Annotated in this window: 22 protein-coding genes and 3 tRNA genes; 18 read left to right on the top strand and 7 right to left on the bottom strand. The window is 67.1% G+C overall.

From position 1 onward, the window contains the following. The first annotated feature begins 2 nt into the window (after positions 1-2). Positions 3-1,052 carry a GNAT family N-acetyltransferase gene (locus tag IEW19_RS00750; protein WP_188569773.1) on the top strand — a complete coding sequence of 350 codons (1,050 nt, stop codon included), beginning with the start codon at positions 3-5 and terminating at the stop codon, positions 1,050-1,052. Between the two features lie 129 nt (positions 1,053-1,181). Here the strand turns inward: IEW19_RS00750 and IEW19_RS00745 are convergent, their stop codons facing one another. Together IEW19_RS00745 and IEW19_RS00740 are read right to left on the bottom strand one after the other, a co-directional pair. Further along, positions 1,182-2,006 carry a lysophospholipid acyltransferase family protein gene (locus tag IEW19_RS00745; RefSeq protein WP_188569772.1) on the bottom strand — a complete coding sequence of 275 codons (825 nt, stop codon included), beginning with the start codon at positions 2,004-2,006 and terminating at the stop codon, positions 1,182-1,184. Between the two features lie 11 nt (positions 2,007-2,017). Then, the gene (locus tag IEW19_RS00740) at positions 2,018-2,728 is read right to left on the bottom strand and encodes an alpha/beta hydrolase (protein ID WP_229748258.1); all 711 of its coding nucleotides are present in this window, start codon (positions 2,726-2,728) and stop codon (positions 2,018-2,020) included. 213 nt (positions 2,729-2,941) lie between these two features. On the opposite strand from IEW19_RS00740, the gene IEW19_RS00735 reads away from it, so the two are divergent. Beyond that, positions 2,942-4,324 carry a YibE/F family protein gene (locus tag IEW19_RS00735; protein WP_188569771.1) on the top strand — a complete coding sequence of 461 codons (1,383 nt, stop codon included), beginning with the start codon at positions 2,942-2,944 and terminating at the stop codon, positions 4,322-4,324. A 24-nt stretch (positions 4,325-4,348) separates the two neighbouring features. Here the strand turns inward: IEW19_RS00735 and IEW19_RS00730 are convergent, their stop codons facing one another. After that, the gene (locus IEW19_RS00730; protein WP_188569770.1) at positions 4,349-5,569 is read right to left on the bottom strand and encodes a globin domain-containing protein; all 1,221 of its coding nucleotides are present in this window, start codon (positions 5,567-5,569) and stop codon (positions 4,349-4,351) included. Between the two features lie 133 nt (positions 5,570-5,702). On the opposite strand from IEW19_RS00730, the gene dusB reads away from it, so the two are divergent. The 10 genes from dusB to IEW19_RS00680 all read left to right on the top strand — a co-directional run bounded on the left by dusB (position 5,703) and on the right by IEW19_RS00680 (position 14,183). Beyond that, positions 5,703-6,881, top strand: a complete 1,179-nt coding sequence (dusB, locus tag IEW19_RS00725; RefSeq protein ID WP_188569769.1) for a tRNA dihydrouridine synthase DusB — start codon at positions 5,703-5,705, stop codon at positions 6,879-6,881. Between the two features lie 7 nt (positions 6,882-6,888). Next, positions 6,889-8,193 (top strand): deoxyguanosinetriphosphate triphosphohydrolase, encoded by a 1,305-nt coding sequence (locus tag IEW19_RS00720; RefSeq protein WP_188570006.1) that lies wholly within the window; start codon positions 6,889-6,891, stop codon positions 8,191-8,193. Between the two features lie 90 nt (positions 8,194-8,283). Then, a complete protein-coding gene (locus IEW19_RS00715) occupies positions 8,284-8,604 on the top strand; it encodes a hypothetical protein (RefSeq protein WP_188569768.1) in 321 nt (106 codons plus the stop codon). A gap of 100 nt (positions 8,605-8,704) precedes the next feature. After that, positions 8,705-9,730: an FAD:protein FMN transferase gene (locus tag IEW19_RS00710; protein ID WP_229748232.1), complete on the top strand. Its 1,026-nt coding sequence runs from the start codon at positions 8,705-8,707 to the stop codon at positions 9,728-9,730. Then, complete coding sequence (locus tag IEW19_RS00705) at positions 9,723-10,280, top strand: ferric reductase-like transmembrane domain-containing protein (RefSeq protein ID WP_229748231.1); 558 nt, start codon at positions 9,723-9,725, stop codon at positions 10,278-10,280. The genes IEW19_RS00710 and IEW19_RS00705 overlap by 8 nt, the downstream gene beginning before the upstream one ends. After that, positions 10,277-11,590 carry an NADH-ubiquinone oxidoreductase-F iron-sulfur binding region domain-containing protein gene (locus IEW19_RS00700; protein WP_188569767.1) on the top strand — a complete coding sequence of 438 codons (1,314 nt, stop codon included), beginning with the start codon at positions 10,277-10,279 and terminating at the stop codon, positions 11,588-11,590. The genes IEW19_RS00705 and IEW19_RS00700 overlap by 4 nt, the downstream gene beginning before the upstream one ends. Further along, complete coding sequence (locus IEW19_RS00695) at positions 11,587-11,847, top strand: ferredoxin (RefSeq protein ID WP_188569766.1); 261 nt, start codon at positions 11,587-11,589, stop codon at positions 11,845-11,847. The genes IEW19_RS00700 and IEW19_RS00695 overlap by 4 nt, the downstream gene beginning before the upstream one ends. Positions 11,848-11,885: 38 nt before the next feature. After that, the gene (gene dnaG / locus IEW19_RS00690) at positions 11,886-13,817 is read left to right on the top strand and encodes a DNA primase (RefSeq protein ID WP_188569765.1); all 1,932 of its coding nucleotides are present in this window, start codon (positions 11,886-11,888) and stop codon (positions 13,815-13,817) included. A gap of 97 nt (positions 13,818-13,914) precedes the next feature. After that, positions 13,915-13,987, top strand: a tRNA-Asn gene (locus tag IEW19_RS00685). A gap of 123 nt (positions 13,988-14,110) precedes the next feature. After that, a tRNA-Asn gene (locus IEW19_RS00680) sits at positions 14,111-14,183 on the top strand. Positions 14,184-14,271: 88 nt separating this feature from the next. Here the strand turns inward: IEW19_RS00680 and IEW19_RS00675 are convergent. From IEW19_RS00675 to IEW19_RS00665, 3 genes are all read right to left on the bottom strand, one after another. After that, positions 14,272-14,679, bottom strand: a complete 408-nt coding sequence (locus IEW19_RS00675; RefSeq protein ID WP_188569764.1) for a hypothetical protein — start codon at positions 14,677-14,679, stop codon at positions 14,272-14,274. Between the two features lie 65 nt (positions 14,680-14,744). Next, on the bottom strand, positions 14,745-14,924 hold the full coding sequence (locus IEW19_RS00670; RefSeq protein ID WP_188569763.1) for a YMGG-like glycine zipper-containing protein: 180 nt from the start codon (positions 14,922-14,924) through the stop codon (positions 14,745-14,747). 69 nt (positions 14,925-14,993) lie between these two features. After that, positions 14,994-16,217 carry a multidrug effflux MFS transporter gene (locus tag IEW19_RS00665; RefSeq protein ID WP_188569762.1) on the bottom strand — a complete coding sequence of 408 codons (1,224 nt, stop codon included), beginning with the start codon at positions 16,215-16,217 and terminating at the stop codon, positions 14,994-14,996. Between the two features lie 179 nt (positions 16,218-16,396). Between IEW19_RS00665 and IEW19_RS00660 the strand changes: the two genes are divergently transcribed. From IEW19_RS00660 to IEW19_RS00635, 6 genes are all read left to right on the top strand, one after another. Further along, positions 16,397-17,248, top strand: a complete 852-nt coding sequence (locus tag IEW19_RS00660) for a phage holin family protein (RefSeq protein WP_188569761.1) — start codon at positions 16,397-16,399, stop codon at positions 17,246-17,248. Positions 17,249-17,331: 83 nt separating this feature from the next. Further along, positions 17,332-17,955 (top strand): CDP-alcohol phosphatidyltransferase family protein, encoded by a 624-nt coding sequence (locus tag IEW19_RS00655; RefSeq protein ID WP_188569760.1) that lies wholly within the window; start codon positions 17,332-17,334, stop codon positions 17,953-17,955. Continuing rightward, entirely contained in the window at positions 17,955-18,863 is a 909-nt protein-coding gene (locus IEW19_RS00650) for a DMT family transporter (protein WP_188569759.1), read from the top strand. The genes IEW19_RS00655 and IEW19_RS00650 overlap by 1 nt, the downstream gene beginning before the upstream one ends. Positions 18,864-18,974: 111 nt before the next feature. Next, positions 18,975-20,171, top strand: a complete 1,197-nt coding sequence (locus tag IEW19_RS00645) for a glycosyltransferase (RefSeq protein WP_188569758.1) — start codon at positions 18,975-18,977, stop codon at positions 20,169-20,171. A gap of 75 nt (positions 20,172-20,246) precedes the next feature. Next, positions 20,247-20,320, top strand: a tRNA-Ile gene (locus tag IEW19_RS00640). A gap of 137 nt (positions 20,321-20,457) precedes the next feature. Next, positions 20,458-21,648 (top strand): acyl-CoA dehydrogenase family protein, encoded by a 1,191-nt coding sequence (locus tag IEW19_RS00635; protein ID WP_188569757.1) that lies wholly within the window; start codon positions 20,458-20,460, stop codon positions 21,646-21,648. Positions 21,649-21,739: 91 nt separating this feature from the next. Here IEW19_RS00635 and IEW19_RS00630 read toward each other — a convergent pair whose 3' ends face one another. Next, complete coding sequence (locus IEW19_RS00630; protein ID WP_188569756.1) at positions 21,740-22,381, bottom strand: M23 family metallopeptidase; 642 nt, start codon at positions 22,379-22,381, stop codon at positions 21,740-21,742. Between the last annotated feature and the right edge of the window lie 393 nt (positions 22,382-22,774).

The following is a 22,774-nucleotide window of genomic DNA, read 5'->3' as shown; positions in this document are numbered from 1 at the left end:
GCATGGCCATCGAATACCGCGAATGGCGTGACGGCGACGACCTGGCACTCCTGGAAATCTGGGGCGACCCGGACACCGCCCTTGCCCGCCAGTTCCGCGGCGCCCTCGCGGTGTCCTCCAACGGCGGGGCAGGCTCCCCGTGGCGCCGCTGCATCGTGGCCGAGGACGTCATCGACGGCGTCGGCATTCCCGTGGCAGCCGGCGTCGTCTATGAGGCGTCCCTGCACCCGGAACGTCTGTGGGCCTACATCGAAGTTGCGCGGGACCACCGCCGCGCGGGCATCGGGGCCAGCCTCCTGACCATGCTGCGGCGCGAAGCCGAAAACGCGCCGTCGGGCGTCACCAAGCTGCGCGCCAAGGTGGAGCCCGGCACCGCGGGTGATGCCTTCGCCGAACACTTCGGGCTCTCTCCCATCCAGCGTTCCCGCCTGGTCGTCGTGGAACCCGGGGCCCTGAAGCTGCCCGTCTTCCCGGACCGGGACTTCGGCGGGCGGCCCGTCAGTAACGAAAATGCGGGGTCCGACGTCGTGATGGACCTGGCCACCGGCTCCGTGGAGCTCACGGACGTGGTGGGCCGGTACTACACCGCCATCCACGGCTGGGACTCTCCCGGCGTGTTGTCCGTGGGCCAGGTCCAGAAGCTGTTCCTGGATGAGCTCACTGGAGCCCACGGAGCCATCGTGCTCCGGGCCCAGCCGGAATCAGCATTCGGGTCCGGCGTGGCGCCGGGCAAGAAGGGCCGCATCCGTGCGTTCGCGGTCAGCTACGCCGCCCCGTCGGATCCTGACGCCGCCCCGGGACAGGAAGCTGCCGGACAAGAAGCTGCCCGGCAGGAAACCCCTACCGACGTGTTCCTGGGTCACGAGCCTTCGCTGGCCGCTGACGATGCCGCCGAGGCCGTCCGCGACATGCTTGCCCTGATCGCGTACCAGCACCCGGTCATGCTGGAACTGGACGATTCCATGACCGCCCTGCGCGCCGCCGTCGAGCCCCTCCTGGCGGGCGGCAAAGCCCGGCTGGCGGGCGCGGAAACCCTGGTGGTCTCTGACTAGGGGACCGGCCCATGCGGCCCCAACTGAGTAGCGCCAACGGCCGTTTTGAGCGTTCAAAACGGCACTTGGCGCTACTTACTTGGGAGGGGAACGCCGTCGCGCGCCGGCTTCGACGTCGGGACGTACCGGCTACTTGGTGCGGGGAGTACGACGGCGGCCCGCGGCTATGTCCGCCGCGTCCAGAAGTTGCCGCTCGGCATCGGTAGGGGCGCTGCCGCCCAGGTGCGCCGGCATCCACCACGCCCCGGATTCCGGTCGGCGCGGAAAGTCGGCCATGCAGCGGTCGATCCCTGCCTGCAGTGTGCTGCGCAGCATCCCGGTGGCCGCTTCCACGTCAACGTCCGGCGGAAACACGATCGGCTCGGCGACGTGGACCCTGATGGGCGCCCGCCAGCTGCGCCGCAGCGAGAAGCCGTGCCCGCGGGTCAGCACGCGGTGGGCGCCCCAAACCGACACCGGAATCACCGGGACGCCGGCCTCCGCCGCCATCCGGACAGCCCCGGTCCGGCATTCGCGGACCGTGAAGCTTCGGCTGACCCCGGCCTCGGGGAACACCGCAAGGTACTCGCCATCCCGCAGCTTGGCCACCGCGGCGCCGTAGGCGTCTGAGCGGTCCGTGTATCCCACCACCACATGGCCGCTGGCACTGATGGCGGGGCCGGCAAGCCAATGGTCCGCCGCGCCCTGGTGGACCAGGAACCGCAGCTGGGCACGGTCGCGCCTCCACAGGAGCAACTCGAGCACGGCAAAGTCCAAATAGCCGAAGTGCGTCACGGCAAAGACCGCCCCGCTGCCGGGGGAGACCTGCCGGAACGGCCCGCTGAGCGGCCCCATTGCGGGCAGGTGGTCCAAACCCGTGGGGAGGACGTCCAGGCGGAGGGCCCAGCGCAGGAACTGCCCGGTCCAGACGATCAGCCGGTAGAACCGGTCGTTGGGTGGGGGAAGCCAAGGCATCGCCGGGCGGCCTACAGGGTTACCTGAACCGAGGAAGCAGGAAGCAACTGGGTGAAGGCGCGGGGCGGGCGGACCGCGGCGCCTGTGCTCTCGGCGAAGGAGGTAATGACGAACCCGGTGGCAAGGGTGTGCCACAAGCGGATCTTGCGGAGCATGAAGTGCCCCACACCCGTGAGCGACACGTACTGCATGCTCGCCGCGTCCGCGGAAGCCCGGCGGGCGAAGGCCAGCGACTGGGAAGGGCTGGTCATCTGGTCGGTGGAGCCATGGATAATCAGGACCTTCCTGCCGGTGACCCTGCCAGCCGGGGTTTCCGGGCCCAGCCACGGGGCAAGCGCCACCACTGCCTCCACCTGCGGGTGGTCGGCTGCGCATACGGCGGTCAGGCCGCCCATGGAATGGCCCAGCAGGAAGACGGGAACGCCGGGGTGGCGGTCAGTGATCTGCTGAAGCGCCCAGCGGGCGTCCCGCAGCGGGGACATGTCCGGGCCGTTCCAACCACGGACGCTGTTGCGCAGGGACCAGACGGCCAGCCCGTGCTCCCGGCCGGCGCGGTGCAGTTGCCTGGCGAATGGGATCATCCTGGCCGGGCTCAGGTGACGGGCCTCCACCGGGTCCCGGCTGTGGGCCCTGCCCCCGTGCAGGACCAGGACCACGCCCTTGGTGTTACCGGATGCTTCAAGGACGCTCAGGACGGGCTTGTGGGCAGGAACAAGGGGCATCTGCCCGGCCCGAACCGTGCCCTTGTCCGCTGTCCCGCTGCTGCCGGCCCCACTAGCACCACGGTTGTCCATGCCTGGTTCCTCCCCATCCCGATGGTCCATTTATAAACTCTATGGCGCCGCACGTAGAGTTCAACCTATGAGGTTGTACTGCTGATGGGCGCCGGTCACTCCCACGCTTCCTTGGATCATTCGGAGCCGACGCCCCAGGCGATGGCTGCCCGCAGCAAGGCGAACCGCATCCTGGCGGCGGTGCTCATTCCGTTGGCACTGCTGACCCTGGCCGGGATGGCCGCGCTATGGCCATCCGGCAGCAAGGACGGGGTCTCGCTGGCCAACCCGTACTCCACCGCCCCCGGCGTCACTTTCGATACAGGCACCATCCAAAACGTGGTGACCGAGAACTGTATGCAGGGCACAAGTCAACGGGGCACAGGCCAGCAAGGAACCGGCCAGCAGGGTTCCGCGCAGCAGCCGCCGGGGCAGGGCTCGGACTGCACCTTCGCCTTCACCGAGCCGGACAAGGGTGGAAGCCCGGTAAAAGTGGTGATCAACCCGGACGTAGCCTCATCCCATGGGGTCAAGCCCGGGGACCAGATCCGGTACCTGAACCTGTCGAACGCCCAGGGTGCCACGGGGTCGCAGGGTTCGCCGGCCTACATCTTCGTGGACTTCGTCCGGACCTTGCCGATTGTCCTGCTCGCCGTGCTCTACGCCGTGGTGGTCATCGCCGTCGCCAGGTGGCGCGGGCTGCGGGCCCTGATTGGATTGGTGGGCGCCTACTTTGTGCTCGCGAACTTCCTCCTCCCGGGCCTGGTGGAAGGCAAACCGCCCCTGTTGCTGGCCCTGGTGGGATCCACCGTGATCATGATCGGGGTGCTGTACTTCGCGCACGGCTTCTCGGCGCGCACGTCCACAGCACTCCTGGGCACCATCTTCGGGCTGGCCATCACCGCACTGCTGGCAGCCTGGGCCACCAACGCCGCCAACCTGGCCGGCGTGGGCAGCCACGACGCCGCCACGCTGGTGAACACTTCGCACAACATCTCCATTTCAGGGGTGATCCTGTGCGGGCTCATCATTTCAGGCCTGGGCGTCCTCAACGACGTCACCATCACGCAGTCATCCGCCGTGTGGGAGCTCTACGAACTGGCGCCGGCCAGCAGCGCCCGGAAGCTGTTCACCTCCGCCATGCGGATCGGCCGCGACCACATCGCCTCCACGGTGTACACCATCGCCTTCGCCTATGCCGGGGCCGCGCTGCCCATCCTGACCATCGTCATGCTCTACGACCGGCCCCTGATGGACACCCTCACCAGCGCCGAACTCTCAGAGGAAGTCATCCGGACGCTCGTGGGCTCCATCGGGCTGGTCCTGGCCATCCCGGTGACCACCCTGATCGCCGTGCTCGTGGTCAAGGCGACAGGCATCAAGGCAACGGGCGTGACGGACGACGCCGGGCACGGCCACGCGGACGACGTCGAAGACACGGGGGCGCTCGCCGCAGCCGCGCTTGAGGAACGCAGCCGGCGCGCCGCCGTCGAACCCGCCCAGGAGCCTGCCACCCGCCGGGGCCGCCGGGCCGACCGCGCCTGACTGCCATGCGTTCCAGCCCGCTGCCTACTGGTAATCGGCCAGCCAGAGATCCGGGCCGAATACTTCGTACTGGATGTCCTTCGCCCGGACTCCAGCGCCAACCAGGGCGGTCCGGACAGCCTGCATGAAGGGCACCGGGCCGCAGAGGTAGTATTCGGCGTCGGAGGGCAGCTTCACATCCCGGATGTTCATGAACCCGGAATGCACAGTGCCGCCCGCGCCGTCGGTGGTGGATGCCGCCCCGTCCGGATTGAGGAACCAGGTATTGATGGACCCGTCCGGCAGGGCATCGAGGTCTGCCGTCACTTGGTTCCGCAGCGCAAACGAGGCAGGGGAGTCGTCCGCGTGCAGGAACACTACCTTCCGCTGTGAGCCGGACTTGACCAGGTGGGACAGCATGCCGGCCATGGGAGTGATGCCGATGCCGGCGCTTGCCAGGACCACGGGCCGGTCGGTGTACTCGAGGACAACATCGCCGAAGGGAGCGGAGAGGGTGACCTCGTCGCCCACGTTGACGTGGTCGTGCAGGAGGTTGGACATCTCACCGTCCGGGGCTCCCTCCGTGCGGACACGCTTGACCGCGAAGCGCCGGTGCTGCCCGTCGTCGGCCTGGGTCAGGCTGTACTGGCGGGGCTGCAGGACGCCGTCGGGCATCTGCATCCGGAGGGTGACGTACTGTCCCGGCAGCGACGGTTTGACCTCCCGCACGTCCGTCCGTTCCACGACGAAACTGACCACGTCCTCGGTTTCCTGGATCTTTTCGGCCACCCGCCACGTGCGCCACACCGTTTCCGGGCTCAGCCGCACAGCGTCATACAGCCCGCGTTCCTTGTTGATGAGCATGTTGGCCATGAGCCAGTAGACCTCGTCCCAGGCCGCGGCCACCTCAGGGGTCACCGCGTCCCCGAGGACATCGACGATGGCCCACATCAGGTTGTCATGCACCACCTGGTACTGCTCGGGGCTCAAACCCAGGGACACGTGCTTGTGCGAGATGCGCGACAGCAGGTGGTCCGGCAGGTGGGTGGGGTCGTTGACCAGGAAGCCTGCAAAAGCGGCAACTGACCCGGCCAGCGCCTGCTGCTGCCGGCCGTCAGCCTGGTTGCCGCGGTTGAACAGGCCGTTGAGCAGTTCGGGATGTTCCTGGAACATGTGCGTGTAGAAACGGGAGGCAATTTCCTGGATGTTTTCGCCGACGACGGGAAGCGTCGCCTGGATCACGGGGTACGAGCTGTCGGAAAGCATGGGCTGGGCTCCTTCAAACGTCCTGCCGGGTGTTAGTTCCCGCGCCACGCTAGCACCGGGCGGAAAACTGCAACAGGCCCTTTGGCACTCGCCCTGCAACCACCGATTTGCCCGGCTTTGCAACAATGGACAGGTGACTGTTGCTGCAACTCCGCCCGCCCCCAAGCTGGAACTCCCGCCCCTGAAGCTGGGACCCATCACGGTTGACACCCCGGTGATCCTGGCCCCCATGGCCGGCATCACCAACGCCGCCTTCCGCAGGCTCTGCCGGGAATACGGTGGCGGGATGTACGTGGCGGAGATGGTCACCTCCCGTGCGCTGGTGGAGCGGACGCCCGAATCCCTCCGCATCATTTCCCATGACGACGACGAAAAAGTCCGCTCCGTCCAGCTGTACGGCGTGGATCCCGGCACTGTCGGCGCCGCCGTGCGGATGCTCGTGGAGGAAGACCGGGCCGACCATATCGACCTCAACTTCGGCTGCCCGGTCCCCAAGGTGACCCGGCGCGGCGGCGGCTCGGCCCTGCCCTGGAAGATCGACCTGTTCACCGCGATCGTCCAGACTGCCGTCAAGGAAGCGTCCAAGGGCAGCGTTCCGCTGACCATCAAGATGCGCAAGGGCATCGACGATGACCACCTGACGTACCTCGACGCCGGCCGCATCGCCCGCGATGCCGGTGTTGCCGCCGTCGCGCTCCATGGCCGCACGGCCGCACAGTTCTATTCGGGCAAGGCCGACTGGTCTGCCATTGCCCGCCTCCGTGAAGCGCTCCCTGACATCCCGGTGCTGGGCAACGGTGACATCTGGTCCGCCGAGGACGCGGTCCGGATGGTCCGCGAGACCGGCGTGGACGGCGTGGTGGTGGGCCGCGGCTGCCAGGGCCGGCCCTGGCTCTTCGGGGACCTGCAGGCCGCGTTCGAAGGTAGCGACGTCCGCCACCGCCCCAACCTGCGCCAGGTGGCCGAGGGAGTGTACCGCCACGCCGAACTGATGGTGGAAACCTTTGGTGACGAAGGCAAGGCGCTGCGCGAGATCCGCAAGCATATTGCCTGGTACTTCAAGGGCTACGTGGTGGGCGGGGAACTGCGCACCCGGCTCGCCCTGGTCACCAGCCTGGAGGTACTCCGGGACACGTTGGCCGAGCTGGACCTGGATTCGCCGTATCCGGGCGTGGACGCCGAGGGTCCCCGCGGCCGCGCCGGCACGCCGAAAAGGCCTGCCCTGCCCAAGGACTGGCTGGACTCCCGCGCCCTGAATGTTGACCAGTCCCGGGACATCGCGGCCGCCGAACTGGACGTCTCCGGTGGCTGACGCAGCCATGGCGGGAAGCCGCGCTGCCGGAACCCCCACCGCCGCCCTGGCGCTCCCCGGCTATGACACGCATGATTCCGCCCGGTGGGTGGAGGAGCCGCCCAAAAGTACCTACCGCTCTGACTTTGAACGGGACAGGGCGCGGGTGCTGCACTCGTCGGCGCTTCGCCGGCTGGGCGCCAAAACCCAGGTGGTGGCACCGGACACGGACGACTTCGTCCGCACCCGCCTCACCCACAGCCTGGAAGTGGCCCAGGTGGGCCGCGAACTGGGCAGGACCCTGGGCTGCGACCCCGATGTGGTGGACACGGCCTGCCTGAGCCACGACCTGGGCCACCCGCCCTTCGGCCATAACGGCGAGTCAGCGTTGAACGAGGTGGCACACGCCATCGGCGGTTTCGAAGGCAACGCCCAGACCCTCCGGCTGCTGACGCGGCTCGAACCGAAGGTGCTCACGGCTGACGGCATGCCCGCCGGACTGAACCTCACCCGCGCAAGCCTTGACGCGGCGTCGAAATACCCGTGGTCCGCCCTGGAAGCGCCGGTGATCCACGGCCGGCGCACCAGCAAGTTCGGCGCCTACGAGGACGATCTCCCCATCTTCAACTGGCTTCGGGAAGGGGCCCCGGAACGCCGGACCTGCCTTGAAGCCCAGGTGATGGACCTGGCGGACGACATCTCCTACTCCGTTCACGACGTGGAGGACGCAATCGTGGCCGGCCACTTCCAGCTGCGCTGGATGGACAACCCGGACCACCGCGCCCGCGTGGTGGGCTACGCCAAGCAGTGGTACCTGCCGCACAACGAGCCCGCCGCCATCGACGCCGCCCTGGCCCGGCTCGAGGCCACGGACGTGTGGGTGCGTGAAGCCGACGGCAGCCGTAAATCCATGGCCGCCCTGAAAAACATGACCAGCCAGCTTATCGGCCGGTTCTGCCAGAGCGCCCTGGAAACCACCCGCGCCGTCTACGGGCCGGAAAACCTGACCCGCTACAACGCCGAACTGATGGTTCCTGACGAGACCGTCATGGAGATCGCGGTGATGAAGGGCCTTGCCACCACCTTTGTGATGACCACGGAACACCGGCAGCCCATCTACGAGCGCCAGCGGGAAGTGCTCCATGCCCTGGTGACCGCCCTCAGCGCCACCGGCGACCGCCACCTGGAGCCGATGTTCGCTGCGGACTGGCGGGCGGCGGACGACGACGGAGCGCGCCTTCGCGTGGTCATCGACCAGGTGGCGTCCCTCACCGACGGTTCGGCTTTGGCCATGTACGAACGCCTCGTCGGGAGCCTCCCCTCGCTCTGGTGACCGCCCGATCAACAGGTTCCTTAAAGGGTCTACACAGGAACGGAGCGCACCATGGGAGGAAAGGCAGGCCGGTAGGAACGGGAGCAGGTCATGAGTAATCGCAGCAGGGGCAAGCGCCTTGCCACCGGGATCACCGCAGCCGTGGGTGTTGGCAGTTTCGCCGCTGCCGGGGTGGCCGCAGCCGCTGTCTATGCTGCAACGCCTTCCGTGATTGCCAGGACAACTCCCGCCGCGGACAGCAGCACGCAGGGGAGCACGCCCAAATCCGGTTCTGCCCGCTCGGACGACAACTACGGCACCCCCCAGGACAACAGCACGCGCCGCTCGAAGTCGTACGGCAATTCAGGCAGCACCACGCCGGTCCAGCCGGGCAACGGCGGCACCGTCCACGGCAGGTCCTCGGGGTCCTGACGTGGCAGGTTCCACTGTCGCTGGTTCCCATGTGGCTGGTTTTGGAACCTCGGAACGCGCAGCACAATCCAGTTGGACCGTCTGGGAGCTTGAGGCTTCCGTGACGGTGACAGACTCCAGCATGCTGGCAGCAGCGGAAGAAATCGTCCGTACCGTCGTGGCCGGAGTAGACCTTGCCTGCAGCCGGTTCCGGAACGACTCCGAACTCGTGAGGCTCCAGCCCCGGATGGCATCGGGCGTCAGTGTGGGCCCACTGTTCCGGCTGCTCCTCGAGCGCGCCCTCGACGCCGCCAGGATGACCGACGGCGACGTCGACCCCACCCTCGGAGCTGACCTGGCGGCCCTGGGCCACGGCCCGGGAACGCAGGACGGCCCGGGAACGCAAGGGCACCAGGGCATCCGGAGCGTGCCGGTACCGCCGCTGCCGTCATCGTTGGAAGCGCCGGCACCGCGGGTGCCCGGCTGGTCCCGCCTTCGCCTCGACTCCCAGGGCCCGGATACCGCTGTGCTGACCGTGCCGGCCGGCCTCCACCTTGACCTGGGTGCATCGGCAAAGGCAGTCGCCGCTGATCTGGCCGCAGCCGAGGTGCACCGGACGCTGGGCTGCGGGGTGCTGGTGAGCCTGGGTGGAGACCTGGCCAGTGCTGGGCCCGGACCACAGGGGGAGGGGAAGCCCGGCCCGTGGCAGATCCTGGTCCAGGATCTTCCCGCCGACCCCGCCCAGCAGATCTCCCTGGCGCCCGGCTTTGCCCTGGCCACGTCCAGTACGCAAAAGCGCCGCTGGAAGCACCAGGGGACCCAGGTCCACCACATCCTTGACCCCCGCTTTGGCCTCCCGGCCGAGGCGGTCTGGCGGTCGGCGAGCGTTGCGGCGCCTACCTGCCTGGAGGCGAACGCGTTCAGCACCGCGGCGATCGTCCGCGGCTTTGGGGCCCTGCAGCGGTTCCGTACCGAAGGCATTGCCGCCCGGCTGGTGGACAGCCTGGGCAGGGTCACAACCACCGGCGGCTGGCCCGCCGAGAGCGGCAACGCCGAATCAGGCTACCGGCGGGCCGAAGATGCCAGCCCCGCGGGAGATACCAGCCCTACCGGAAGCTCCAGCCCCGGAGGGGCGCGCCATGGATGAGGCAATGTGGGCTTTTGGCCGGGTGAGTGGGTTCGTGTCCCTGGCGCTGTTCACCGGGTCGGTGCTGCTGGGGATCCTGAACAGGTCCGGCCGGCCGCTGATGGTGCTGCCGCGTTTCTCCATCAGCATCCTGCACCGGAACATTGCCCTGCTGGCCACCGTTTTCCTGGGGCTGCATGTGGGATCCCTGCTCCTCGACTCCTTCGCCAAGCTGAATCCGGTGGACATCGTGGTGCCGTTCCTGGGCTCCTTCCAGCCGTTCTGGCAGGGGCTGGGGACAGTTGCGCTGGACCTTGTCCTGGCCGTGGTGGTGACGGGGCTGCTGCGGCACAGGATCGGGCAGCGGAGCTTCAAAGCCGTCCATTGGCTCAGTTATGGTGTCTGGCCGGTCGCCATGGCGCACGCCCTCGGAAACGGCACCGACGTCTCGAGCGGCTGGTTCCTCCTACTGGCGGCGGTATCCGCGGTGGCCGTTGCCGCGGCCCTGCTGTGGCGGCTGAGCCCGTCCTTCCTCGAAACCTCCCACGCCAGGCAAGGAAACCTCCCATGAGCCAGGCCCGTGACATATACCCGCAAGTGCCCCGGAACGGTGGGCCGGAAGGACACCGGAACGGCTACCCGCCCACACCCCTGCAAGCACCCCGGGACAGCAGCCGCCAGGAACCGCGCCTCCTGGCAGCCGGCCCGGACGCCGGCTGGGCACGGCACCTGGACACCTTCGGCACCTGGGAACCGCAGGCTGCCGGACCGGGCCTGTTGGAGGCACTGGCGGCAGCCGGACTGACCGGCCGGGGCGGAGCCGCGTTCGAAACCTGGCGCAAGGCCACTGCCACTGCCGGGTCCGGCAGGAAAGGTTTGTTTCCGGCCCGCCCGGTGGTGATCGCCAATGGCGCCGAGGGTGAACCGCTCAGCGTCAAGGACCGGACGCTCCTGGCCCACGCGCCCCACTTGGTGATCGATGGACTGACGGCTTTGGCGGCTGCCCTGGGCGCAAGCATGTACGTGTACGCACCTGCGGCCAGCCTGCCCCGCGTGCAGCAGTCCCTTTGTGAGCGTCCCCGTGGCAAGCGGATCCACCTGGCACAGGCTCCCGAAACGTTCATCTCCGGTGAATCGAGCGCCGTCGTCAATATGATCGCCAACGGTACAGCCGTCCCCATGGACCAGCGCCGGCGCCTCAGCGAGTCGGGCCTCAACGGCCGACCCACCCTGGTGGTCAATGTCGAAACCCTGGCCCAGGTTGCCCTGATCGCCCGCTATGGGGCGCAGTGGTTCAGGGAGGCGGGCACTCCGACGGATCCAGGCACCAGGCTGGTCTCCGTCTCCGGCCCTGCCCCGGTGCGGGACGTGGTGCTCGAGGTGCCTGGTGGCGCGCAACTTACCGCTGTCCTGCAGGAAGCGGGAATGGACCCTGCTTCCCTGTCCGCCGTCCTGGTGGGTGGGTACCACGGCCGGTGGGTGCGGCCGGCCGCCCACGCCCTCTCGCCCGTGGGGCCGCCCGGCCGGACGGCACGCCCAGGCGCTGGAGTGATCCACGCGCTGGACCTGCAGACCTGCGGCATCCAGGCGACGGCCCGGATTGTCAGCTACCTCGCCAACGAGTCAGCCCGCCAGTGCGGACCCTGCATGTTCGGCCTGCCGGCCATGGCGTCCGTTCTCAACCGGATCGCCGGAGGGGAAACAAATCCCCGCCTTGCCGCCGAGCTGGACCGCCTGGGGCGGCTGGTTTCCGGGCGCGGCGCGTGCCGGCATCCAGAAGGGACCACCGGACTGGTCAGCAGCGCCCTGGAGGTCTTCGCCGCGGACTTCCGTGCCCACCTTTCCGGATACTGCGCAGGCCCGGGGGGAGCAGCGGCATGAAGACCTACCTGCACATTGACTGGACCAGCTGCGACGGCCGCGGCCTGTGCACCGAACTGCTGCCCGGGGTGCTGGACCGGGACGACTGGGGGTATCCGGTGGCGCGCGGGAAGGCGGGCTGGGAGCGTACGGATGTTCCGGTGCGGGACGCCGACCGGGAAGCCGCCCAGGAGGCCGTGTTCCTTTGCCCAAAGCTGGCCCTGAGCTTGTTCGAGCGGCCGGGCCCGGAGCAGGAGAAGCGGACGCCTGGCCGGTGAGGCCCGTGGGGCCGGGACAGTGACACTAAGATTGCTGTGTGGCTGGGCTGATCAAACGTGAAGATATCGACGAAGTACGCCAGCGCACGGACATCAAGGAAGTGGTTGACGGCTACGTCACGCTCAAGGGCGCCGGGCTGGGAACCTTCAAGGGTCTGTGCCCGTTCCACGACGAGCGCTCGCCGTCCTTCACCGTCCGTCCCCAGGTAGGCCGCTACCACTGCTTCGGCTGCGGCGAGGACGGCGATGTCATCGCCTTCGTCCAAAAGCAGGACCACAGCTCCTTCCAGGAGGCCGTGGAAAAGCTCGCGTCCCGGATCGGCTACGAGCTCCGCTACGAGGACGGCGGAACCGGGCCCAACCGCGAGGAAGTGGGCCGCCGACAGCGGTTGCTGGACGCGCACAAGATCGCGGACGAGTTCTTCCGCGCCCAGCTGCTCACCCCCGGTGCTGCCGAGGCCCGGAACTTCCTGTTCGGACGCGGTTTCGACAGGGCCGCCGCGGAACACTTCGGCTGCGGCTACGCCCCCCAGGGTTGGGACGCGCTCCTGAAGCACCTTCGCGGCCGCGGGTTCACGGATGCCGAGCTCAAGCTCACGGGCATGTTCAGCGAGGGCAACCGGGGCATTTACGACCGCTTCCGGGGCCGCCTCATCTGGCCCATCAAGGACATTGCCGGCGATACCATCGGCTTCGGCGCACGCAAGCTCTACGAGGACGACCAGGGCCCGAAGTACCTCAACACCCCCGAAACCACCCTCTACAAGAAGTCCCAGGTCCTGTACGGCATCGACCTGGCGAAGAAGAGCATCGCAAAGGACCGGCAGCTGGTGGTGGTGGAAGGCTACACCGACGTCATGGCCTGCCATCTTGCAGGAATTACTACGGCGGTGGCCACCTGCGGCACGGCGTTCGGCACCGAACACATCAAGATGGCTCGCCGTCTTTTGTCCGACGACGGCACCGGGGGAGAGGTGGTGTTCACCTTCGACGGCGACGCCGCCGGGCAGAAGGCCGCCCTGCGGGCCTTCGAGGAGGACCAGCGCTTCACCGCGCAGACCTATGTGGCCGTGGAACCCACGGGCGCGGATCCCTGCGACCTTCGCCTCAGCCGGGGGGACGAGGCGGTTCACGCCCTGATCCAGTCCCGGCGGCCGTTGTTCGAGTTTGCCATCCGAAGCACGCTGAAGCAGTTCAACCTGGACACCGTGGAAGGCCGCGTCCAGGGCCTGAAGGCCTCCGTGCCTGTGGTGGCGGCGATCCGCGACGCTTCGACGAGGACCGGTTACTGCCAGGCGCTGACCGGCTGGCTGGGCATGCCCGACCCCAACGAGGTCCTGCGCCTGGTCACTGCAGCCGTCAAGCGCGGCGGTGCGGGATCTCCCCCGGCTCCGGGCCAGCAGCACGGGGCAGGCCCAGCCAACTCCCGCACTGCCCAAGCCGGCGGCCCCGGCGTGGCTGCCGCGCCGTCGTCGGGTGCTGTTCCTTCCTTCCACCGGCCCGACCCCCGGGACCCCGTTGCGTCCATGGAACGGCAGGCACTGGAGGTGGCGCTGCAGCAGCCTTCCCTGCTTGCCGGTGCGGTCTGGGACCGGTTCGCGGCGGCCCGTTTTGCCACTCCCGCCTTCCAGGCCGTCCATGATGCCATGCGCGCCACGGGCGCCGGACTAGTGGGCGATCCGGTGGGGTGGGTGGAGCACGTGATGCACGAGGTTCCGGAGCCCCTCCGGCCCCTGGTCTCGGAGCTTGCAGTGGTCCCGCTGCCGGCGCACACCGAGGAGGCGGTGCTGAAGTACTGCCGCGATATGCTGTCCCGGCTCTTCGAACTCCAGATCACCCGGGTCAAGGCAGACAAAATGGGCCAGCTCCAGCGCCTGGACGCCGCAGCAGACCCGGAAACCTACCAGCGGCTCAACCGCGAACTGATGATGCTGGAAATGGAGCGCCGGGCACTGCGGGCGGACTCTTAGGCGCAGTGCCCAATCCCCGACAGCGCCCGTGGGGCAGGTCACGGCCGTCCGATTTCGTTTCCGCTCCAGGAGTTTGCTAGGCTAATACCCGCTTCATTCCTCCTTAGCTCAATTGGCAGAGCATTCGACTGTTAATCGAAGGGTTGCTGGTTCAAGTCCAGCAGGAGGAGCTGCCAATCCCCGTTCCGGCTTCCGGAACGGGGATTTTTGCTTCCCGGCAGGGCCGTTTGAGCCCGGAAAACCGCCGATTTCCCTTGGGCCGGAATCCTTTGCTAGTGTCGTACCTGCTTCATTCCTCCTTAGCTCAATTGGCAGAGCATTCGACTGTTAATCGAAGGGTTGCTGGTTCAAGTCCAGCAGGAGGAGCGCTACGAAAAATCCCCGTTCCTCCTGCAGGAGGAACGGGGATTTTTCGTGTTACAGGGCGGGAAGCCGGGTCGAATCGGCACGCCGGTTAGACGAAGTCCATTTCCACTTGCAGGAACCTTTCGGCCTCGGCGACGGCCGCCTCGAAGGCCTCCTTCTCGGTGGGCGACTTCCGGGGCTCGCGCGGGTTCCATTCGTGCGGCGCGGAGTGGATCCTCACAAAGCCTGCGTCCGGTGGGGCGTAGAAGATCCCGAAGCGTTGCACGGGCCACTCCGGCGAGGTTTCCGGAGCCACCAGCAGGGCTGCGTTGAAGGCGGGATTGAACCACTGGGCGATCGGCCGGCGCCGGTCTTCCGTGAACAGCCCCGCCGCATACAGCGCCGCCGACTGCTGCCCCGCCTGGGCACACAGCCGCTCCCACCACAGTGGCAGGATCCGGGCGTCGCACCGTTGCCATGTGGCCGGAAGTGGCGGTTGGTTCTGCCAATTGGGCACGGCATCATTTTATCGCGGGAGTGGGCCCGAGGGCAGGAAAAGCCGCCCGGGTCCGGCAAGAACAATCAGCGGCGGTTCCGGCGTCCCGGATTGACCCGGTACAGCAGTGCCGCGCCTGCCAGCGCCCCCAGGACGATTCCGATGGCAGGGTTGCCAAGGGCGCGGCCGGCAAAATAGCCGACGACGGCGCCAAGCACCGCCCCGAGGAAAAGTCCCCTGCCGTTGCGGTGCGGTGTGCGGATCATGGGCTGCCTTTCAGTTCAAGCTTTAGCCGGTGCTGCCAGGCGTGCATCGCGCTTGGCGGTGGAAGGGGATCAGTGGATCGAAGGAACCGTGCGGGGCCGGACCACCAGCCACAGAGCCGCCATCGACAGCACGATGCATGCTGCCTGAACGGCACCCATCGGCGCGGCGCTGGTGATGCCGAGCCAGCCCACCACGGGGGAGATGAGCCCGGCCATCAGGAACGTCGCCGCACCCAGCAGCGAGGCGGCCGTTCCTGCCTGGGCGGCATGGGCGGCCAGGGCCAGCACCTGGACGCAGGGGAACATGAAGCCGGTGCCCATAATGTAGAACCACAGCGGGACCATCACGCCCCAGAGTCCCAGGCCCAACCTGTCGAAGACCACGATCAGCAGGGCCATCAGGAACATCCAGGCAGTGGCGCCGGCCAGGATCCATTGCGGGGGGACAATCCTGATCAGCCGCGAACTGGTCTGCACGCCCGCCACGATGCCCAGGGAGTTGATGCCGAAGAGGAGCCCGTACTGCTGGGCGGAGAATCCGAACACGTCCTGGAACAGGAAGGGTGAAGCTGAGAGATAGGTGAAGAGGCCACCGAAATTGAAGCCGGCCACCATCAGCAGCCCCACGAAGATCCGGTCGCTGAAGAGCGTCCTGTAGCGCTGCCGGGCCGTCATGCCGCTCTGGCCGCGCTGCTCCGGCGGAAGCGTTTCACGCACCAGGGCCAGGGCGGCCACGATCACCAATGTCCCGTAGGCAGCCAGGAACACGAAGATGCCCGGCCATGGCATCACCAGGAGCAATTGCGAGCCGATGACCGGGGCAAGGATGGGCGCCAGTCCGTTGACCAGGGACATCCGGGAGAACATCCGCACCATGGCATACCCGGAAAACAGGTCACGTACCATGGCCATGGCCACCACGCCGCCGCCGGCCGCACCTACGCCCATCAGTACACGGAAGACTCCCAGCGTGGTGATGTCCGTGGACAAGGCGGCGCCAAGGGATGCTGCAATGTGCAGTGCCGTCGCCAGGATCAGGGGCGTCCGCCGGCCGAACTTGTCGCTGAAAGGACCCACCACAAGCTGACCAAACGCAAACCCCACCGTGGTGCCCGCCAAGGTGAGCTGGACCTGGGCCTCGGTCACCCCCAGGCTTGCCTCCAGCGCCGGAAAGGCAGGCAGGTACAGGTCGATGGTGAACGGACCGAGTGCCGTCAGGGCGCCCAGGAGGAGGATGTACAGGAGCTTCCGGCGGCGGGTCAGCAGGTCGCCCGGATTGGGGGGAATGGTCACGGAGAACAATCCTAGGCCCGGCCCAGGCGGTTTTTGCAGCGTTGTAGGCCGCGCCGTCCGGCAAGCCCCCAAGTTCGCCCTGAACCTGAATGGTAGTTTTGGTGGCGTGGACTGTGCGGCTGCACATTTCCGCAACAACGGAAGCAGTATCGACCCATGAAACCAGTAAGGCGGAACCGATGAGCGGACGTCACAGCGGGCGTACCAGCCCGGGATTGCGTATCACTGCGCTGCCCGGGACGGCAAGGCTCCTTCTCCGGTTGGCCCCCCGCCAGCTCAACGACGAGATCGCCTTCGCCAAGATCGAACTCAAGCGCAAGGGAATCCAGGTGGGGGTGGCCGCGGCCTTCTTCGCCGTGGCGCTGCTCTTCCTGGCATTCCTGGTTGTCGGCCTGATCGTCGCCGCCATCATGGGGCTGTCCACCATCATGCCCGCATGGCTGGCAGCCCTCCTGGTTTCCGCTGCGTTCCTGCTGATAGCCCTCGTCGGCGGACTGATAGGCCTCGCGAGGTTCAAGAAAGCCATGCCGTTGATGCCGGAGGAAACCATCCGCGGCATCAGGCACGATATCGGGATTGCCCGGGAGGGGTCCGCCTTCAACCCGGCCGTCCTGGATCCGGAGAGTCCGGAAGCCAAGGCGGCCAAGGCGGCCAAGGCTGAAGCAGCCGCCAAAGCCAAGGCGGAGAGGGAAGCCAAGGCCGCCCGGCACGACCAGGAGTTCCCGCAGGTGTCCGAACCCGAGCTGGTGCGCCGCCTGAACCAGCGGCGCCATCACCTCACGGAGGTCCGCGATGAACTGGGCACCGAGCTCGATATCAGGACCCAGGCCCGGTACCTGCTGGCCGCCGCCCAGGTCAAGGCCCGCGAAAGCCAGGTGCTGGCCCAGCGGGGTGTGGACGCGGCGGGGCAGAGGCTTGCGGCGTTGTCCGGATCAGCGGACCTGTCCGCCCGCTGGAAGCCGCTGGCAGCGTTCGTGGCAGCAGGAACCGTCCTGGTGGTCCTCCTCCGAAAGCTCTTCCGCTCCAACTAGGCCTGTTCCGGTGAACACTGTTCAGGCGGGCAACGCATAAGCCAAAGACCGCGCTGCGGCGCAGCAGGAAGGAGAGGGGACGGGTGAAGTTCATTGGTGCAGGTGCCCGCCCCGGCCGTCCCCAGGTGGACCACGACCTCGTGTTCACCATCCCCAACCTGCTCACCGTGGTCCGGTTCATGGGTGTTCCGCTCTTCATGTGGCTCGTCCTGGCCCAGAAGGGATACGGGATCGGCGTGATCGTCCTGGCGGTCATGGCCGGAACCGACTGGATTGACGGCTACATTGCCCGCCGGTTCGACCAGACCTCCAGGCTGGGCAGGGTCCTTGACCCCATCGCGGACCGGCTGGCCCTGCTGGCCGTGGCGTCCACCTTGGTGATTGCCGGCGTCGTGCATTGGCTGTACCTGGCCGCACTGGTGGTCCCCGACGCCGTGCTGCTGGTCCTGACGCTCTCCCTCTTCCATGGCCACCCGGACCTCCCCGTCAGCGTGGTGGGCAAGGTCCGGACCGGACTGTTGCTTTTGGGCACCCCGCTGCTGGTCCTCTCACACCTGGACACAGGGTTCCAGGACCAACTCTTCGCCATCGCCTGGGTGGTTCTGGGCCTGGGCCTGGTTGGTCACTGGATCGCTGCATACAACTACTTCTGGGCAATGCTGCGAAAGGGCAGGGAACTGAAGCAGCACGAAGGCGGGGACGGCTGATGGTGTGGGTTGCCGTGGGCCTTGCGGTCCTCGGGGCCTTCTGCCTGGCCTTGGGCGCGCAGCGCCAGGGAAGCGCCGTCAAGGCGGATACCGGCGGCCTTGCCCTGAGTTCCAACGGCTTCCTGCGGCTGCTGCGCAATCCACGGTGGATGTTCGGGCTCCTGCTGCTCTGCACTGGAATGGCGATGAATGCGGTGGCCCTGGTCTCCGCCCCGCTCACGGTGATCCAGCCCATCGGAGCCATTGCCCTGGTGATCACCACGGTGATCAACGCCCGGGACCAGGACCTGACCATCAACCGTGCCACGGCCGTGTCCATCGGCGCATGCGTCACGGGATCCGCCCTCTTTGTCCTCCTGGCGGTCAACGTCACCCAGGAGAGCCACCACGTCAGCCCTGAGGATGAGCTCACCATCGTGCTGCTTCTCGCGCTGGCGGTGGGCCTGTTCGGCACGCTGGCAGTGATGTTCAAACACCGCATGAACGCTTTCGTCTACATCCTCGGCGCCGGCATCCTGTTCGGCTTCGTTGCAGTCCTCACGCGGATTATCGGCAAGCACCTCCTGGACCCCAACGGACTCTTCCTGTTGAACGTCCAGTGGTACTCGGTGGTGGCCATCATTGCGGCCGGCGGCCTCGGGTCCTGGTTCGTGCAAAGCGCGTACTCAACCGGGCCGCCGGACCTGGTCATCGCCGGACTGACGGTGGTGGACCCCATGGTGGGCATTGCGATCGGCATCATCATCCTGGGTGAACTGCGCCCTGACGTCCATGCCGTCATGGCCATTGCGATGGGAACGGCTGCCTGCCTTGCTATCGTTGGGGTTATCGCCCTATCCCGGCACCACCCGGAGGTCACCAAGCGAAAGAAGGACGCGCGGAAGGCCGCCGGCAAGCCGTCCCACTAGCCCATCCACGTACGTAACCAGCAATCCCACGAAGCCCGGCGCCCCGCGCCAGCGGCAAACCGTGCTGCCAGTTCCACGGTGTCCGCACCGTGACCATCAGGAGTACTCCCCATGACCACGCCCGCCGACCAGCGCCCCCTGACCATCCTCATTGCCGCCGACACGTACCCGCCGGATGTTAACGGCGCTGCCCAGTTTGGCTACCGGCTGGCCAAGGGAATGACCGCCCGGGGCCACAACGTCCATGTGCTGGCGTCGCGTGACAGCAAGGGAAAGAGCTTCACGGAGTTCCGCGACGAAGCAACCGTGCACCGGCTCCGCTCGCACAAGGCGTTCACCCACGAGAGCTTCCGCCTCTGCTTTCCCTGGGAGATCAAGAAAGAAATCAGCCTCCTCTTCGACCGGGTGAAGCCGGACGTTGTGCACATCCAAAGCCACTACATGATCGGCGAACACGTGCTCTATGAGGCCGTGAAGCGCGGTGTCCGTATCGTGGCCACCAACCACTTCATGCCCGAAAACCTCAACCCCTTCCTGCCCTTCCCCGAGTGGTTCAAGGACATTATTGGCCGGATCTCGTGGAAGGACATGGGCAAGGTGATGGGCCAGGCGGACGTGGTGACCACCCCGACGCCCCTGGCTGCGAGGGCCATGCACGAGCACGCATTCCTGCGGAAGGTGCTCCCGCTGTCCAACGGCATCGACTCGGCGGCCTACGAACTGACGCCCGGCGAGCACATCGAGCCCCACGCCCACCCCACCGTGCTGTTCGCCGGACGGCTTGCGGAGGAAAAGCACGTGGACGTGCTGATCGAGGCTGTCGGCAAAACGCCGCCGGAGCTGAACGTGCACTTGGAAATCGTGGGCGGCGGTGAAGTGCGGACGGCCCTCGAAGAGCTGGTGCGGCGTCTTGGACTCGGCCACCGGGTGAAGTTTCTGGGCCTTGCCAGCGACGCCGAACTGCGCACGGCCTACATCCGGGCCGACCTGTTCTGCATGCCCGGAACCGCAGAACTGCAGTCGCTGGTGACCCTGGAAGCGATGTCGGCCTCCACCCCGGTTATCCTTGCCGACGCCATGGCCCTGCCGCACCTGGTGCGCGACGGTGAGAACGGGTACCTTTTCACGCCCAACGACAGTGACGACCTCGCCAAGAAGATCACCCAGGTCCTGCAGCTGCCCAAGGATGAACAGCGCGCCATGGGCCTGGCAAGCCGGCAAATGGTGGAGCCCCACAGTCTCCAGCGAACACTGCAGACCTTCGAGGACCTGTACCGCGGCGCCACCTACGAGGACAAAGTGGTCTGAACCCTTTCCCGGGTTTGCTAGAGTGTTTTTGCCTTGTCGGAGCGCGGCGTTCGCACATATGCTCCCGGGGTTTGGGGGGCTATAGCTCAGCTGGTTAGAGCGCGGGACTCATAATCCTAAGGTCCTCGGTTCAAGTCCGAGTAGCCCTACCGACAACCGCGGCCGATGATTTTCGTCGGCCGCGGTTTTCTTGGTTAACCCCGCACCCTGCGGTATGTTACTGATCAGTAACATACCGTGCTCCGTTCCGAGGCATGGTCAGCATTGATCACCAAAGAAGGTAACCATGTCCAGCTCCGCAGCCGGTCCCCAAGAGCTTCCCTACGCAGACGGCGACTTCTTCGCCTTCGAGCAGCTTCTTTCCGGCAAGGAGCAGGACCGGCTCGCCGAAGTCCGCGATTTCCTGGCGCGCGAGGTCAAGCCCATTGCGGTGGGCTGCTGGAACCGCGGGGAGTTCCCCATGGACCTGGTTCCGAAGCTCGCTGGCCTGGACCTGGGCAGCCCGGTCCGGCGCCAGGGGTACTCCAATCTCTTCGCAGGCATGCTGCAGGCAGAGGTCACCCGCGCCGACGCTTCCATCGCCACCTTCCTGGGCGTGCACGACGGGCTGTTCACCGGCTCCATTGAGTTGCTGGCATCCGAAGAGCAGAAGGACGAATGGCTTCCCGACGTCTACGCCCTGAAGAAGATTGGTGCCTTCGGCCTGACCGAGCCGCTGGGCGGCAGCGATGTAGCCGGCGGGACCCGGACCACGGCGCGCAGGGACGGCGGCAACTGGATCCTCAACGGTGCGAAGCGATGGATTGGCAACGCCACCTTCTCTGACTGGGTGGTGGTCTACGCCCGGGACGTGGCGGACAACCAGGTCAAAGGCTTCATGGTGGACACCACGCTGGCCGGCTTCAACACCGCAAAGATTGAAAACAAGATCTCCCTGCGTACCGTCCAGAATGCCGACATCGTCCTTGAGGACGTGGTGGTCCCGGACCACTTTAAACTCGCCAACGCCAACAGCTTCCGCGACGTCAACAAGGTACTCAAAGTCACCCGGCTGGCAGTGGCCTGGCAGGCCGTCGGACTCCAGCAGGCCGCGTTCGATGTTGCCCGCGCCTACGCCGTGGAGCGCCACCAGTTCGGCCGCCCCCTGGCCTCCTTCCAGCTCATCCAGGACCAGCTGGTCCGGATCCTGGGCAACACCGTCAGCTCCATGGGCATGATGGTCCGCCTTTCGCAGCTTGAGGACGCGGGCGTGGCCAAGGACGAACAGTCGGCGCTCGCCAAGGCCTTCGCCACCGCGCGCATGCGGGACAGCGTGGCGCTGGGCCGAAGCATCCTGGGCGGCAACGGAATCGTGACCGACTTCGAGATGGCCAAGATCTTCGCAGACGCCGAGGCCATCTACTCCTACGAGGGCACGGCCGAAATCAACACCCTGGTGACGGGGCGGGCCATCACGGGCATCTCGGCTATCGTTTAGGCGGCCTGCCGCCTCAAGGAGTCTCCGGCCCCCGGCGGCCCATCGGGCTCCTTTGGCCCCAGCGCCCGGCCCTTCGGTACCCTGACCCGGCCTATGGCGCCCCAGGCAGCGGAAGGAGGATGGACGGGCGAAGGTCCAGGACGAACCGCAGGGGATTGACGTACTCCGTCCCTTCCCGCACGCCCCAATGCAGGCACTGTGCTGCCGTGCAGTGCCCCGGAAGTACGGTCCCGATCGCGTCGCCCGCAGCCACGGCGGCACCCACTGCCAACGTGCTTTCCACTGGTTCGAAACTGCTCCGCAACTCGCCGCCATGGTCGATGGTGATCACCGGACGGTCCACCACCACGCCCACGAAGCTGACTCTTCCCGCAGCGGGAGAAACGACTTCGGATCCGGCCGCGGCGAAGCCCAAGTCCACGCCGCGGTGCCCGCTGAGCCAGGGTTTTGGCGGGGGATCGAAGCCGCGCAGCACCGGCGGCCGCGGTGCCAGCGGCCACTGCCAGGAAGGCCGGGCACCCGCTTCAGCAGCCGTCGTCGTGCTTCCCTGGTAGCCGGCGGCAGCCTGCCTGAGGTTGGTGGAACCGTACTGGCTTGCGCCGTTGGGAAGGGCTGCGCTGTCAGGGCTTACTGCGCTGTAGGGGAATGCCGCGTTGTTGGGCAGCGCCGGCCCGGGGGAGGCCACGGACGCCGGCAGCAGGAGGAGTGCGGCCAGGAGGGCTGGTGGTTTCATGCCACCAGCCTGGCCGCCCGATTCCGGCGCGGGCAGGGGAGGTTTGGGCTATGTGGAAAACGGCCCTGGGCAAGAGCGCCCTGTCTGGCAGGCGGGGACGCCTGTAGTACACTTGCTGGAGCAGTTTGCTGCGCCCTCAACGCTTCCCGTCCCAGTGATCCACCCCCGCGGTGCATCAGCTTGTCCGGATCGCGTCGGCACATCTCATTCAGGAGTGTGGGGGAGCGGCGGCTGACTACGCGCATCCAGCCCTCCGGCAGCCAACGCCCCGGCGTCGTCCAAGGAGGATCGCGCTTCCTGCGGTCAGGCATTGTCCTGATGGGAAGGGCAGTGGATGCCAGGAGCACGGCCCGTCCGGGCCACGCTAATAAACCGTCAACTATTGGCAGGGTA

Source organism: Arthrobacter liuii (assembly GCF_014639275.1).
Classification (GTDB): domain Bacteria; phylum Actinomycetota; class Actinomycetes; order Actinomycetales; family Micrococcaceae; genus Arthrobacter; species Arthrobacter liuii.
Note: the sequence above shows the minus strand (reverse complement) of the source record. Positions and strands in the feature narration are given on the sequence as shown.